Origin of the sequence: Lapidilactobacillus bayanensis, assembly GCF_003946695.1 — a bacterium.
Classification (GTDB): Bacteria; Bacillota; Bacilli; order Lactobacillales; family Lactobacillaceae; genus Lapidilactobacillus; species Lapidilactobacillus bayanensis.
The window spans coordinates 1-13897 of record NZ_RHOX01000009.1; the positions used below are offsets into that span (position 1 = coordinate 1).

A 13897-nucleotide genomic window follows, 5' to 3' on the forward strand; every position below is an offset into this window, starting at 1 on the left:
TTAATGGTGGTATTCTTATGTTGGGTCATGGAGTTGTCCTTTCTTGAGTTTAGTCACTTTAAGTGTAGGTCTCCATGACCTATTTGTATACTTTTGGTATAGTTATTTGGTGTTGCACTTGAATTGTAAATCCGGGAATTTAAAAAAGCCCAATATCGCAAGCAACACGAAAAGGACTGATTATATATGGATAGATTTGACGAGATCATGTCTGACTATCCAGATATGACTTTGAAATTTGAACATATGCCTAGCGGACTTAAGGGCATTGCAATCGGTAATCAGATTACTATTAACAATGAGATACCACAGCAAGAGCAATTACAGTGGTTATATGAAGAACTAGGACACGTTGAAACTTCTGTTGGTGATATTAGTGAATATTCATCTTTAGATAATATGAAACAAGAACAACAAGCTAGATCTTGGGGGATTAAACATCTATTGCCTATCGATTCGATTAACAAATACAAAGCTAAAGAAATAGACAGCGATTTTGAAGTCGCTGATGAATTAGGCGTACAAGTTTCATATCTTCACGAAGCTGGCAAATTATATCATTTGATGTAATAAAAAAACACATTCTACTGGGAATAGAATGTGCTAGGCATTACATAACGCTTGTTACAAAAATAATTATACCAGAATACTGGTACGGGAGGAATATATTATGGCAAAGAAACAAATCACAGGGGATGACGGAAAAATCTATACGGCAAAGGAGAAGAAACCTTTCTACAAACGTGTATGGTTCTGGATTTTAGTTGTGATTGCGGTAGCAATCGTTGGATCACAAATGGGCGGCAACGATGATAGCGGTGCTAAAGACACATCTGAAAAGACTATGGAGACTAAAAAATCAAGTTCTTCAAAAAAATCTGAAGCTGAATTAAAAGATTCATACAAAGTCGGAGAAACTGCTACTTACAAGGGTTATTCATTCAAGGTTAATAGCGTTAAGTTCTGGGCTGGTGATGATATGGACACTCCAGATAGTGGAAAACAATACGTAATCGTTAACGTAACAATTACTAATAAGAGTGACGAAAAGCAAGACTATAACCCATATGATTTTAAATTGAATGCAGATGGTAACTCTACTGATTTTGATGAAATACTTATGAATGATGAATATAGCAAAGATGCTCTACATGACGGCACGCTAGATAAAGACGCTACTGTATCTGGAAACTTAGTAGGACAAGCAAGCAAAGACGCTAAGTTAAAACTACAATATCAAACATCATTCTGGAATGATAAAACTGTTGATGTAACTCTAAACTAATCAACGTCCCCAATCTGGTGACCTGCGCTGGTTCGATTCCGGCGGTGGGAATTAAATCTGACATTATTGACAATTAGAATATTTTCATCTATTATGTAGGTAAGTTGAAATGCCTGTAACCATATTCAGGTCGCATAAACACCTCATAGTAGATTAAACTACTGTGAGGTGTTTTTCGTTGTCCAAAAATCATGAGGAACTTTGCTTCCATGACTATTCTTATATGATTGAAAAGCTGCATTCTAAAGGATTAATAATTGATGACACTCAGCTGGCAATCAGTATTTTGAAATCACGCGGTTATTACAATTTAATAAATCGCTATAAAGAAGAGTTCTACAATGCAGAGACTAAAACATATAGAGAAAATGTTCATCTTACTGACTTATATTATTACCATAGAGTTGAAGATGATTTAAGAAATATCCTTTTCAAGTTTACTATCAATTTTGAACAACGTTTAAAAGAAGCAATGGCATATATCTTGGCTAAAAAATTTGGCGTAAAAACCGATGACTATCTTAATCCAATGAATTATCGCAGAAAAAATAAAGCCATCAGCATTACTAAATTTTTAAAGGCTAACATTGATACTTGTAACGATGACCCAACTAAATATTATAAAAAAGAATACAACCAAGTTCCCCCGTGGATTTTATTAAGTAATACTTCCTTGGGACAAACAAGGATGTTGCTTTCTATTTTTCCTCGACAAATGACAGAATATGTTGCAGGCGAACTCTTGCCTGTTCATAAATTTGAAAGTTACAAAGAACCTCAACCTTATTACTTTATCAAAGAAGATATATTCGATGAATACATTGATCGTGATGACGTTGATGGGAAACAAATTAATGAATTAATTGACAGCGGAGTCGGAGATCTTTTAGAGCTTACTAGAAATATGATCACAATTATTTACAACTTTCGTAATAACTTGGCGCACGGAAGTAGATTAATACATTTCAAAGCTTCTCAAAAACTTAATCTCAAACCTTTAAGACTGTTTGCTAATGAAGCTGTATTTTCAGATAAAGAATTTTTAAACAACAACCTTTGTCGTAATGAACTATTTGCGTTCATGAGCTCATTAGTTATTCTGCTTGATAAGTACGATTCAAAATACTTTATTGAACAATTAGCATCTTGGGAAAAGATCAATACAAGTACAGAAATTGAAAAAGAAAATTTCTCCAAGTTTATCGCTAGCTGTGGGTTACCCAATAATTTCGTTACTAGATTACGCAATATTAAGATTGAAAAAACAATTCAAGAACAAAATCAAGATTTCTATAAATTATTCTAATTACCCTTCTTACTCTGGTGACTAGTGTCGGTTCGATTCCGACGGTGGGAATTATCTACTTAAATTTGTTACTTCTCTTGAATTGAAATATTTTAAATTACAGGTGATGATATGACAGCTATAATCCGCGAACAATCGAGGGTGAATAAAAATTGGTTCTTCGGCTATAATGATTCCGCTGAAGATCTCGCTGATTTTAAATTCGTGGTCGACGATTTATTAGAAGTATTTAATCAATTTGCGCCTATACCACTTGAAAGACAAATGGCAATTACTATATGGGATGAAGACTATCCGATGTATTCAGGCGACCATATAAATATCTTTCTACACCCAGCAGGTCCGAGCTATTGGGCACAGATCACGTATCAACTTAGTCATGAGCTATGCCATTTCTACCTTTACGAAGGAATTAAAATACAAAATTATAAATGGTTCGAAGAAACGCTATGTGAACTAAGCTCCTTGTTCTTCTTAAAACAAATGAGCAAATATTGGAATGCATCAATTTCATTACAGAAAAAATCTTACCATTCAGCCTTTGAAAGCTACTTTAATTCAGCAATACTAGATGTCAAAAAAGTATCTTTAACAGAAGCAGGAAAAAACTCAGCGTTAGCAAGTTATCTTGCAAGTAACGATGTTGACCGTTTAAAGAACCGGTATTTTGCAATAAAACTATTGCCTATTTTTGAAAAAAGTAGTGTGCTTTGGAAATCTGTTCCTGATATCGCGACAATTACAAAAGCTTCAGACTTTAGACACTTTCTGTTGGAATGGGAAAGAATTGCCAACCCGGAGGCAAAAAAATCAATTCAAAAAATCGTTCATCAATTTGATTGATTTTTTCTAATGCCACGTAGTCCTTCTATCCCACAAACTTGGTCTGTATCCGTTAACTCACCCTTAATCCGTTGCATTTCATATATTGCAGTTTCTATCTTACCAATATCATCGCAATTACTGATTTCCACTCTTAAACTCTCAATGCTATCAATAGCTTCTTGGTGAAAATATTCTAGATTATAAAAATTCATAGAATTCTCCTTTGCGTTTTTCACTTATAATTTTTTTAGATGAATTTATTTCACCTAATTTTAACATAAAAAACTATATCTCCCACTTTGATGGTTAGTACCGGTTCGATTCCGGTAGTGGGAATAGCCTTCCACAGGCTTATCCAAATAAAAAAACGCCCCCCTAATAGAGAGCGTTACTCGTAGTGTGACCATGCCGATAATATATAGACAGTTTTATTTTCTTTATCCACTTTATAGACAACTCGATGTTGACCGTTTAGCCTTCTAGAATACTTTCCTTCTATTGGCGGCTTTAACTTTTCTAATGAATGTGTTGGAGTGTACGGGTTATCTTTGAGAGTTGCGATAATATCCAATAGTTTTGCTCTTAGGGGACTACGCAAAGCTCGTTTAATATCATTTTTTGCACCAGGCTTAACAATTACCTCCCAACTCATTTAGCTGCGTCCTCTGCATCAGTTTCTTTGATAAGATCATCGATATCAATGCCGCCAGGTTCATTCTCTGCTTGTATAGCAGCTTGTAGCTGGCCGTTGGCTAGCAATGCCATTGTTTCTTGGTACGCTTCCCAATCTTTTTTGCTAATAACAACTGCTGAATCTTCGTCATTACCATTAGCTTTAGTGATGGTAACCGTCTTATTATTATTGTTGATATCTTTTAGGATTGCATATATTTCTTGGCGAAATTTTGTTGGTGTGTAAATATCCATATTAACTCCCCATTCCATACTTAATTTGCTTACAGGAACATTATAGCGTACGTTATTACGTACGTCAATAATCTTTCACCGCTTTTTTATTAACAGATAAGAATGTTTATTTAAAGCCCAGCAAAGTTAATCTCTTATTCTGGTGATTAGTGTTGGTTCGATTCCAACAGTAAGATTTATCTCTTCATTTTTAACATTTTAAAGAGATATTTTGAAATTTAAATAAATATCCCCGTTTTAGGGAGATAATTGGAGGATTAACATGAAAATACACGGTATGGACTGGATGTATGACAATGATTTCATGACTTATAACCAACTAATTGAGCGATTGAGAGCAGACCTGAATAGTCCCGATTTCTTTGCTTTTGATTTAGCAGTACCACATAACGAAGAGGAATATTTAGAATGCTTGAACTACACCCGCAAGATTTTAGAAATCATGCGCAGCAGAAAAGACACTGCACCGACAATTAACATAGATGAATTAGGTTAATGCCAACAGGGCTTATTTTTTTAAAGTCAAAAAGAACATACGTTTGTGTATTTTGGCTAAAAAACTACACAAGAAAGGAAACTGATGGTTATGTACGTTTATAAAAAAATGCCACGCCACCCTAACATTTATGAGTATTCAACTAACCGTGGAAAAAGATATCGGATTAGGCGAAAATACACAAATAGTGTAGGAAAGCCCGACGAGTTCACAAAATCAGGCTTTAAAAATTGGCGAGATGCGGACATTGTTTTGAAGAAATTTGAAGCCGACTTAGCAATGAATAACATGTCTTCAATAACGGCTCAAAAAGTAACAGTTGACCAATACTGGAAAAAGATGTCAGAACGAAAACTTGAACTTGAAATATGGAAAGAATCAACTTTTAAAATGCAGAAACAATATTATGATAAGTATCTAAAACCAAAATTTGGTTCTAAAGCACTAAACGACGTGTCTAGATCTAGTTTCCAATCATTTCTTGATAAGTTGGCACTTCATGGCCTAGCAAATACAACAATAAGAACGATCACTTCAATAATGTTAAATATAATGAACTCTGCCGAAAATGAAGATATTATACTTAAAAATAAACTCAAAGGCATGTTAATCAAAGGACGCGAACCAAAAGATTTAACGGTAGAAACAGCAGACTATGAAAAATGGATCAACTCAGCGCAACAAATACTAGATAAGTACATGTTATCAATGATTTATATTGGTTCGCTTGGTGAACGCCGTGGCGAATTAATGGGTTTGCGAACCGATTCATTTAAATTTAAAAAGCAAAAAGATGGTACAGAAATTTGTGGAATCAAAATAGATCTACAAAGAACAACAGACTTTCCTAACGGAACTGGTTTGAAAACAAAAAGTTCCTATCGCACCATTTGGGTCAACGGCTGGATAATCAGTTATATAAAATACGCGATCATAACATCAGATAATTTACGAGCGAGAAACAATATTCACGCCGAGCATAATTGGCTATGGCTAAACGATAAAGGCGAACCACTTCACCCATATCACGCTAACAGAGTAACTAAACGAGTTAATGATGCAAGTGGCATTCACATTACACCACATATGCTTCGACATTATTTTGCTACAAAAGGAATGGCTTCAAAAGCTTCGGATATTGAAGTTATGCATTGGTTGGGGCACAGTAATTTGCAAATGACTGCCGATTACACAAGGCCAACTTCTGGAGAATCACTTGATTTATATACTACTGTTGATAACATAAAGTGATGATTTGGTGGTAACTTTTCTTGATTATAAAAGTTACCACCAAAGTTACCACTTTTTCATCTTTTTTAAACAGCTTCTATCCGATTTTAAGTATACAAAAAGAGCCCTATCATAACCTTTTAATCGGTTGTGATGGGGCTTAATTCGTTTGAAACGTTAACAGCTCATTCCCACTCAATCGTTGCTGGTGGCTTGCTCGTGATGTCATACACGACGCGGTTGACGTGTGCGACTTCGTTAACGATGCGGACGGAAATCTTTTGCAGAACGTCCCAAGGAATTTGCGCAAAGTCGGCGGTCATGCCGTCGATTGACGTGACGGCGCGAATCGCAACGGTGTAATCATAAGTACGACCGTCACCCATCACACCAACACTGCGAATGCCAGGCAAAACTGTGAAGTATTGCCAGATTTCTTCATCAAGACCGGCGTTTTTAACTTCATCACGTAAAATCAAATCGGAATCGCGGACAATTTCTAATTTATCTTCGGTAATTTCACCAAGAACGCGAATGGCTAAGCCAGGACCAGGGAATGGCTGGCGCCAAACTAAATCGTGCGGCATGCCCAACTTCTCACCCAAATCACGCACTTCATCTTTGAATAAAGTCCGTAATGGTTCGATCAATTGGAAATGAATGTCCTTCGGCAAACCGCCAACATTATGATGTGACTTAATAGTTTGCGCGGTACTCGTGCCACTTTCAATGACGTCTGTGTATAACGTCCCCTGTGCTAAGAAATCTATACCATTTAACTTGGCAGCTTCATCATTAAAAACCTGAATAAATTCGTTACCAATAATTTTGCGTTTCTTTTCAGGATCGGAAACGCCGGCCAACTTACCTAAGAAGCGATCTTTAGCATCGACTTTGATAATATTCAAGCCGAATTTACCCTCAAGACTAGCCATTACTTGTTCAGCTTCGCCTTTACGCAACAAACCATGATCGACGAAAATACTCGTCAACTGGTTGCCAATGGCTTTGTGTAACAAGACACCGACAACACTAGAATCAACGCCACCGGACAAACCTAGCAAGACCTTTTTATCGCCGACCGTCTCACGAATTTTGGCAATTTGTTGGTCGATGAAATCAGTCATTGACCAATTCGCATCTGCACCACAAACGTCGAAAGTAAAGTGACGCAAAATGTCGTTACCATATTCAGTATTCCGCACTTCAGCATGGAATTGAATGCCGTACATTTTCCGATCATCGTCTGCAAATGACGAGATTGGCGCGTTTTTGCTGGTGGCAACCACATGGAAACCGGTTGGTACTTCACGCACTAAATCACCGTGGCTCATCCAAACTGTTTGTTCGGTTGGTAAGTCTTTAAAAAGTGGCGATTCAGAATCCGTTACCGTAATCACAGCCTTACCGTATTCACGATTGTCAGCCGATTCAACTTTGCCGTTTAACTTGTAGGCTAATAACTGCATGCCATAGCAAATACCTAAGACAGGAATACCCAAGTTGAGAATTTCTCGATCAACATCAAAGGCTCCCTCATCATAGACACTCATTGGACCGCCAGACAGAATAATACCCTTAGGATTAATTGCTTTTACTTCAGCGGCAGTAATCGTGTTGGGCAGCAATTCAGAATAGACACCGAATTCACGAATACGGCGAGTAATAAGTTGATTATATTGACTACCGTAATCAAGAACGATAATCTTGTCGACATTTTGTGCGTCGGCTTGCGCCATGTTTGTCACGCTCCAATTTCATTTTTGTATTTAAAATGGGAATAAACAATAATTCTTCTCTACCATCATAACGATTTTCTGTGATGATGTAAATTGAATCTTAAGACTTAATGCACCATCGAAAAATATTGGTTAATATGCTTCGTTTGAAACGTGCTCAAGCCAACTGCTTGCTATGCTTAAAGAAAAATCCCATCTGGGTTGACACCCAGCCGCGCTTTCTCTTTAAGGCTACGCAATCAACCCGTTGTTCTCTGCACTCTGCTTTGAAATGTGCTACGAAAGTCTGACAATTCCGCTTAAGCTAGCAATGAATAAGTTCACAATACGAACTTTTTCATTGCTTTCTTAATGCTCATTGTCAACCCGACTTCCTCTGCACTCTGCTTTAATACTTGCGCAACCCCACCGTATCAATCACATGATGCGCTGTCTTGTGCAAAATCAAATCAGCACGATTACGAGTGGGTAAAATGAATTCATCTAAATTTTTCAAATCAACATCGCGCCAAATCTGATGAGCATCAGCTAACGCTATTGCCCGGTCACCAACTGCATAATGATAATAATGATTGGTTGGATCATTAGCAGCCATATCTAGCAAGGTCTCGAAACGTTCAATATACCAATTCTCAACCTGCACCGGATCAGCGTCAACATAAATTGAGAAATCGAAATAATCACTCACATATAATTGTTGATTGCTAGGCAATTGCAGGACGTTAATCCCCTCAACAATCAGTATGTTCGGCTGATCAATCACATCATAACCTTGTGGCACGATATCATAAATCTGGTGTGAATAACGCGGGACTTCAATGTTGGGCCGCCCACTTTTAACCTCATCAAGAAAAGTTAAAAGATGCTCCATGTCGTAACTTTCAGGAAATCCCTTACGATCTAAAATTCCCCGCTGTTCCAATTCAGCATTGGGGTACAAAAAGCCATCAGTCGTGATCAATTGTACTTTATGATTCGTGAAGGAACGACTGAGCAATAATTGTAGCAACCGCGCCGTTGTGGTCTTGCCAACAGCCACGCTTCCAGAAATACCAATTAAAAACGGGGTCTTATGCGTAGACTGACCCATAAAATCAGCCTTGTCATTCATTAACTGCTGATAACGACGAATATAAATATGCAAGAGATGGCGCAGTGGAACGTAAATTTCTTGAACATCATTCAACGAAATGCGATCATTCAAAGCTGCAATTGACGACAACTCATCTGCAGTGACCGTATTCAGCTGATTGCGGCCATGAAAATTGGCCCACTGCTCACGCGTGAAATAATTATAATTATCAGGTAAAGCCATCAGAATTACTCCCAACCAATCAAGATTAACGATACGCTGATGATACTCTGGTACACGACGATGAAGCTAACGGTTCTTCACACCTGTGGAAAATTGCTAAGTGTACTTCTTCGTACCTGCGGAAAATCACTGGTGGAACGCTGCGAGCACGACTTTAAGCCAATCAGAGATTGTCTTAAAGCTCGGCTTTCTTGTAAGTGGTAAACCACTAACAAGAATTCCGCGGCTGGCCGCGATTTCCCTCCGGCACTGACAAAAGAGATGATATGGTGTAATCTAACCTCGAATTTGTACTTCTAAAAATTAGAATCGATTCAACCACTCGTCAACTCAGCGCTTGCGCAAAGGTTGCACTCTTGTTAGCTTAGTGGTGGAAAATAAATACCGCTCAGTAGTGACATTAATGTTGGCGATTTATCGCCTACATTAATGCTCGCATTTGAGACGATTTGCATTTCAATCGGCTCAAATCGACGCCCACTACGTTCCAGCGACAAGTATTTATTTTCCACCACGGTACTCACATGTTTCATATGCGACCTTTACGCAAGTGCGGAGAACCACAACAAAACAGGTCTAGTTACCACTATCTTAATCAAGCAGGATCCACCACATTCCAGCGAAAGTATTTATTTCCCCTCACGGCACTCGCAACACTTTGTATGCAACCTTTGCATAAGCGCGAAGAAGTTCAACATAACAGTTCTAGTTTTCGGTACGCTGGTTCAATATTAGTAAATCTACTCGCATACTGCCAATTTTTCTGGAACGATCTCAAGAATTGGTGTTAATTGATCTTTCGCAAAGATCGTCAGGCGGTGCATCGCTCGAGAGGCAATTGTATAAACTAATTGGCGATCATCTTCATCTGGATAATTCTTAGCCGAAAGATCCCACAAAATAACGGCATCGAACTCTAACCCCTTAGCTAAATAAGCAGGAATTACTAACGTTCCCGCGGCTAAGCGTTGATTTTCCGACTGGATCAATGTTGCAGGATAGTCTTGCACCTGCAAATATTTCGCAACAGCTTCACTCTCCAGTTTAGTCTTGCAAATAATTGCGGTCGTTACTTTGCGTTCATCGTTAGATTTCAGTTGTGCCAACAATTTATCTTGCAAGACCAACTCATTATCGCGCACAAAGATGTTGGGTAAGTCACCTTTTCGTTCAAACGTATCAATTTTTTGACCGTTTTTTAAGATGGCTCGAGTGAACTCAGTGATTGGCTTTGTGGACCGATATGAACGGGTTAGTTGCACAACTTCGGTTTTATCACGATCAAATAATTTCTGCACTTGGCTTAACAATGAGCGGCTTTCCGTCCGCGTGAATATTGCTTGATTCAAATCACCTAACATGGTGAATTTAGCTTTAGGAAAACGATTCTGTAAGTAAGCTAGCTGAAACGGCGTATAATCCTGAATTTCATCAATGAAGACGAAACGCATCGACCGCTCGCCATTCTTACCAGTAATTAAGTCAAATAAGAAAAGAAACGGCGTCACATCATCAAGATTAATCTCATGATCTTTAAAATTAGTCCGGACAGATTCAACACCAGTTCGCCAATCGGCCTCGGTTAAACCATAATCAACCAAATTGACTAGATTAGGCACCTGCATCAGAAAATGTAGATATTGTGCTTGAATGTTAAAGAAACGCATCCGATTAATTCCCTGACCAACCGGCTTCAAGGCATGAGTCACAATCTTACGCGATAAGAATTTATATTCAGCATCGCTGGACTCGAATTCCTGGTCGGGACGGTCGTACATGGCCTGCAATTGTTCCTGATCCATATCTTCGATGGTTTTTGAAACCCAAGCTTTTTTAGTTTCCGGTGTAATCCGACTGTTGAGCATGTGCATTAGTTTTTCTTTAGTTGCATCGACACGGTTAGCCAAATGATAATTCTCGTTGAAACTATAATAAATTTCGGCAATCTTTTCTTTACTAAGATAAGGCTGTCCCTGAAACTTTAAATCACGGAAGTACATGCCACCTTGTTCAAGTAAACGACTATAGTTTTCCAAGACCTTGAAAAACTTCAATTCCGTTTTGAGATGGGTAATCTTCTTTGCGGTTTGGGTTTGCGGTGTTTCAAAATGAGTCGCTGGATTAACGATGGCTAAATTAGGTAAGCGGCGACCAACATATTGTTGATAGGTCATCTGCACCATATTTTGCTCGCCAAGTTCAGGTAGCACATTTTCAATATAATCATTGAACAACTGGTTGGGTGAAAACATGACCACTTGGCTAGACGTTAAGTTACCGCGGTAACGATAGAGTAAGAAAGCGACCCGTTGCAAAATCGCCGAAGTCTTGCCGGAACCGGCAGCACCTTGGACAAATAATAAATCGGCTTTAGTATTACGAATAATTTTATTCTGTTCTTTTTGAATCGTCGTGACAATTGATTTCATTTGCGTGCTGGATTTTTCACCCAACACTTCTAACAACATTTGATCACCAATTGTTTCGGAGGTATCAAACATTGATTCAATCTGACCGTTTTTGATTAAGAATTGCCGTTTCAACGTGATGTTAACTGATTGCTCACCATCTGGCGTTTGATAAGTAACATCGCCTAATTTACCATCATAATAGATTGACGAAATTGGTGCGCGCCAGTCATAAATTAAGAACTTGTCATTCTTATCTGTAAATGAACTGAGGCCAATATAAATGGTTTCTTGACGCGGCTCACCATGTTCGTGGAAATCAAGCCGCGCGAAATAAGGATTGCTAATTAAGCGCTTCAACGTGTTCAATCGTTGTGTTGATTGTTGCCAACTATTTTCGCGTTCAGTTAACATTTGTTGTTGCTGGTGGATTGACAATGCTGTTCCCAAATTGGTGGAATAATCACCGAAGTTTAATTTTACTTCCTCACCAAAGTGCTTATTGATTGATTTCTCATCATCAGCTGCTTGATCAATGGAAGCTTGGGTCTTCTTCTGCGCTTGCCCAATTTTTTGAACAACCTTATCTAAATACTGCTGTTCAGCTACTCGTGTGTTACGAACTGGTTCATGTGAATCTCCCAATATTCCACAACCTTTACTTAAAATAGCATTTAACAAATTAACAATCAAAATTACGTCGCAAACTGACTAAATTTTTCCAAACAAAAAAACGTATTGAACAAGTTTAGCACACTTGGCCCAAAACGTCTATTCTCCAGTGTTTACTGACCTTATTTTGTCAGCCTACCGTCATAATTTTTCACAAATTTATTTTTTCCGTGTGGTTCTATTTTTCCGCCGCCAGGCGCTGAAATAAGGAATCCAATAGACAATTAAATAACCGACTGCTAAACCCATCATCGTGTACATAAAAATCTTCTTAAAATACAGGCCTAACAAAAAACCGATTAACGTCGTGATCCCAGTAATAATAGATTTACGATTCATAGTTGTCCTCCGCATAATTGACATCATTTTAACATCAATCAACTAAAAAAACTATGGCCAAGCCACCAACCCAATGCACACAGCGGTAAACCTAATCCATAAGTTAGCGCAATGTATGTCAGCGCGCGACCCCATTTTTCAGAAGCAATTTGGCCAGCAATCTCACTATTTAATGTGGAAAAGGTTGTCCAGCCGCCGCAAAAACCGACGCCTAAAAAACCATAGAGCGAATCAGTTAACGCTAAGGCAAACAGTAGTCCTAGCATAAAAGCACCGGAAAGATTAATGATCAATGTTGCACGATAACCGAATTCGGGTTGAAATTTTTTATAGCGGTTAGTGAATTGATAACGGCCCACTGCACCAAGACTGGCACCCAAGCCAATTATTACCCAGTTCGTCATTAGAAGCGCATCTCCTTCATCGTTAATCTTTGTGCTGAAGTTGCGCCAAGCCAAGCGACCAAAACACCGCCAATGATACTAATGCTTAAATAAATTAGCGCGCTACTAACACGGTCAGCCATGATTAACTTGACAAAATCTAAACAAAAACTAGAAAAAGTCGTGAAAGCTCCGAAGAATCCAGTTCCAACACCTAAAACTAACCAACGGCGATTTTTAGCCAACCTTGGTCCCAAGAACTCTGACCACAAAGGTAATAAAAAAGCACCCAGTAAATTAATAGTTAATGTGCTCCATGGTGAAGGCAGGAGATAAGTGCCATATAGACGAGCCACGCCACCCCAAAACCCAAAGAAAGCAATCATTAAAGTCGTCAACGTCATCACCTCGTCAAAATATTATTTGATTATCCCACCAAATCAGTGATGTTGTCTAGTCGCTTTGAATTTGAAAGTGGTGTGGTTAAAACATTGGTTAGTGTTGAATTAAGATACTGTCAATACTAAAACTGTTATGTCGCAGTTCTTCGTGCCTGCGGGAAATGCGCTGGTGGAACGCTGGTTTATTCGGCTCGAACTCAAATACTTCCGTATATGCTAAGTCCTAAAACTGTTATCCTGTGCTTCTTCGTGCCTACGGGAAATGCGCTGGTGGAACGCTGTGAGTTTGATTTGAGCCAAATCAAAAACCGATTTGTCTCAAATACAAACATTCTTGTAAATGGTAAACCATTAACAAGAATGCCACGGCTGACCGCGATTTCCCTCCGGCACTGACAAACGAGATGATGTGGTGTGATTTGACTTCAAGTTTGGATTTCTAAAGATTGGAAGTGATTCAACCAATCGTTAATTTAGCGCTTGCGCAAAGGTTGCCCTCTTGCTTGTCTAGTGAGGGAAAATAAATACCGCTCAGTGGTGAAATTGTTGTTAGTAATTTATTACTTACAAC

The 13897-nt window shown here is 38.4% G+C and carries 16 protein-coding genes; 6 read left to right on the top strand and 10 right to left on the bottom strand.

Features of this window, described 5'->3' with window-relative positions:
* Positions 1-186: 186 nt before the first annotated feature.
* The 4 genes from EKM65_RS04615 (at position 187) to EKM65_RS04630 (ending at position 3434) form a co-directional block, all read left to right on the top strand.
* Entirely contained in the window at positions 187-570 is a 384-nt protein-coding gene (locus EKM65_RS04615; protein ID WP_125606028.1) for an ImmA/IrrE family metallo-endopeptidase, read from the top strand.
* A 100-nt stretch (positions 571-670) separates the two neighbouring features.
* Positions 671-1285, top strand: a complete 615-nt coding sequence (locus tag EKM65_RS04620; protein ID WP_125606031.1) for a DUF4352 domain-containing protein — start codon at positions 671-673, stop codon at positions 1283-1285.
* 178 nt (positions 1286-1463) lie between these two features.
* The gene (locus EKM65_RS04625) at positions 1464-2591 is read left to right on the top strand and encodes an Abi family protein (RefSeq protein WP_125606034.1); all 1128 of its coding nucleotides are present in this window, start codon (positions 1464-1466) and stop codon (positions 2589-2591) included.
* 111 nt (positions 2592-2702) lie between these two features.
* Entirely contained in the window at positions 2703-3434 is a 732-nt protein-coding gene (locus tag EKM65_RS04630; protein WP_125606037.1) for a hypothetical protein, read from the top strand.
* Here EKM65_RS04630 and EKM65_RS04635 read toward each other — a convergent pair.
* The 3 genes from EKM65_RS04635 to EKM65_RS04645 form a co-directional block, all read right to left on the bottom strand.
* On the bottom strand, positions 3422-3628 hold the full coding sequence (locus EKM65_RS04635; protein WP_125606040.1) for a hypothetical protein: 207 nt from the start codon (positions 3626-3628) through the stop codon (positions 3422-3424). The genes EKM65_RS04630 and EKM65_RS04635 overlap by 13 nt on opposite strands.
* A 176-nt stretch (positions 3629-3804) precedes the next feature.
* Positions 3805-4068, bottom strand: coding sequence for a Txe/YoeB family addiction module toxin (locus EKM65_RS04640; RefSeq protein ID WP_125606043.1), 264 nt, complete (start codon positions 4066-4068; stop codon positions 3805-3807).
* Positions 4065-4343 carry a type II toxin-antitoxin system Phd/YefM family antitoxin gene (locus EKM65_RS04645; protein WP_164506821.1) on the bottom strand — a complete coding sequence of 93 codons (279 nt, stop codon included), beginning with the start codon at positions 4341-4343 and terminating at the stop codon, positions 4065-4067. Before EKM65_RS04645 ends, EKM65_RS04640 begins: the two co-directional genes overlap by 4 nt.
* A gap of 262 nt (positions 4344-4605) precedes the next feature.
* Here EKM65_RS04645 and EKM65_RS04650 point away from each other — a divergent pair, with 262 nt between their 5' ends.
* On the top strand, positions 4606-4839 hold the full coding sequence (locus EKM65_RS04650) for a hypothetical protein (RefSeq protein ID WP_125606049.1): 234 nt from the start codon (positions 4606-4608) through the stop codon (positions 4837-4839).
* 90 nt (positions 4840-4929) lie between these two features.
* On the top strand, positions 4930-6090 hold the full coding sequence (locus EKM65_RS04655; protein ID WP_125606052.1) for a tyrosine-type recombinase/integrase: 1161 nt from the start codon (positions 4930-4932) through the stop codon (positions 6088-6090).
* A 164-nt stretch (positions 6091-6254) separates the two neighbouring features.
* Here EKM65_RS04655 and guaA read toward each other — a convergent pair whose 3' ends face one another.
* The 7 genes from guaA to EKM65_RS04685 form a co-directional block, all read right to left on the bottom strand.
* Positions 6255-7808, bottom strand: coding sequence for a glutamine-hydrolyzing GMP synthase (gene guaA / locus EKM65_RS04660; protein ID WP_125606055.1), 1554 nt, complete (start codon positions 7806-7808; stop codon positions 6255-6257).
* 388 nt (positions 7809-8196) lie between these two features.
* Positions 8197-9123: a type I pantothenate kinase gene (gene coaA, locus EKM65_RS04665; protein ID WP_125606058.1), complete on the bottom strand. Its 927-nt coding sequence runs from the start codon at positions 9121-9123 to the stop codon at positions 8197-8199.
* Between the two features lie 359 nt (positions 9124-9482).
* On the bottom strand, positions 9483-9635 hold the full coding sequence (locus tag EKM65_RS11205; protein WP_164506822.1) for a hypothetical protein: 153 nt from the start codon (positions 9633-9635) through the stop codon (positions 9483-9485).
* A 228-nt stretch (positions 9636-9863) separates the two neighbouring features.
* Positions 9864-12176, bottom strand: a complete 2313-nt coding sequence (gene helD / locus EKM65_RS04670; protein WP_125606061.1) for an RNA polymerase recycling motor HelD — start codon at positions 12174-12176, stop codon at positions 9864-9866.
* A gap of 186 nt (positions 12177-12362) precedes the next feature.
* Complete coding sequence (locus tag EKM65_RS04675; RefSeq protein ID WP_125606064.1) at positions 12363-12542, bottom strand: hypothetical protein; 180 nt, start codon at positions 12540-12542, stop codon at positions 12363-12365.
* 38 nt (positions 12543-12580) lie between these two features.
* The gene (locus EKM65_RS04680; RefSeq protein ID WP_125606067.1) at positions 12581-12946 is read right to left on the bottom strand and encodes a fluoride efflux transporter FluC; all 366 of its coding nucleotides are present in this window, start codon (positions 12944-12946) and stop codon (positions 12581-12583) included.
* Positions 12946-13323 carry a fluoride efflux transporter FluC gene (locus tag EKM65_RS04685; RefSeq protein ID WP_164506823.1) on the bottom strand — a complete coding sequence of 126 codons (378 nt, stop codon included), beginning with the start codon at positions 13321-13323 and terminating at the stop codon, positions 12946-12948. The genes EKM65_RS04680 and EKM65_RS04685 overlap by 1 nt, the downstream gene beginning before the upstream one ends.
* Positions 13324-13897 lie beyond the last annotated feature (574 nt).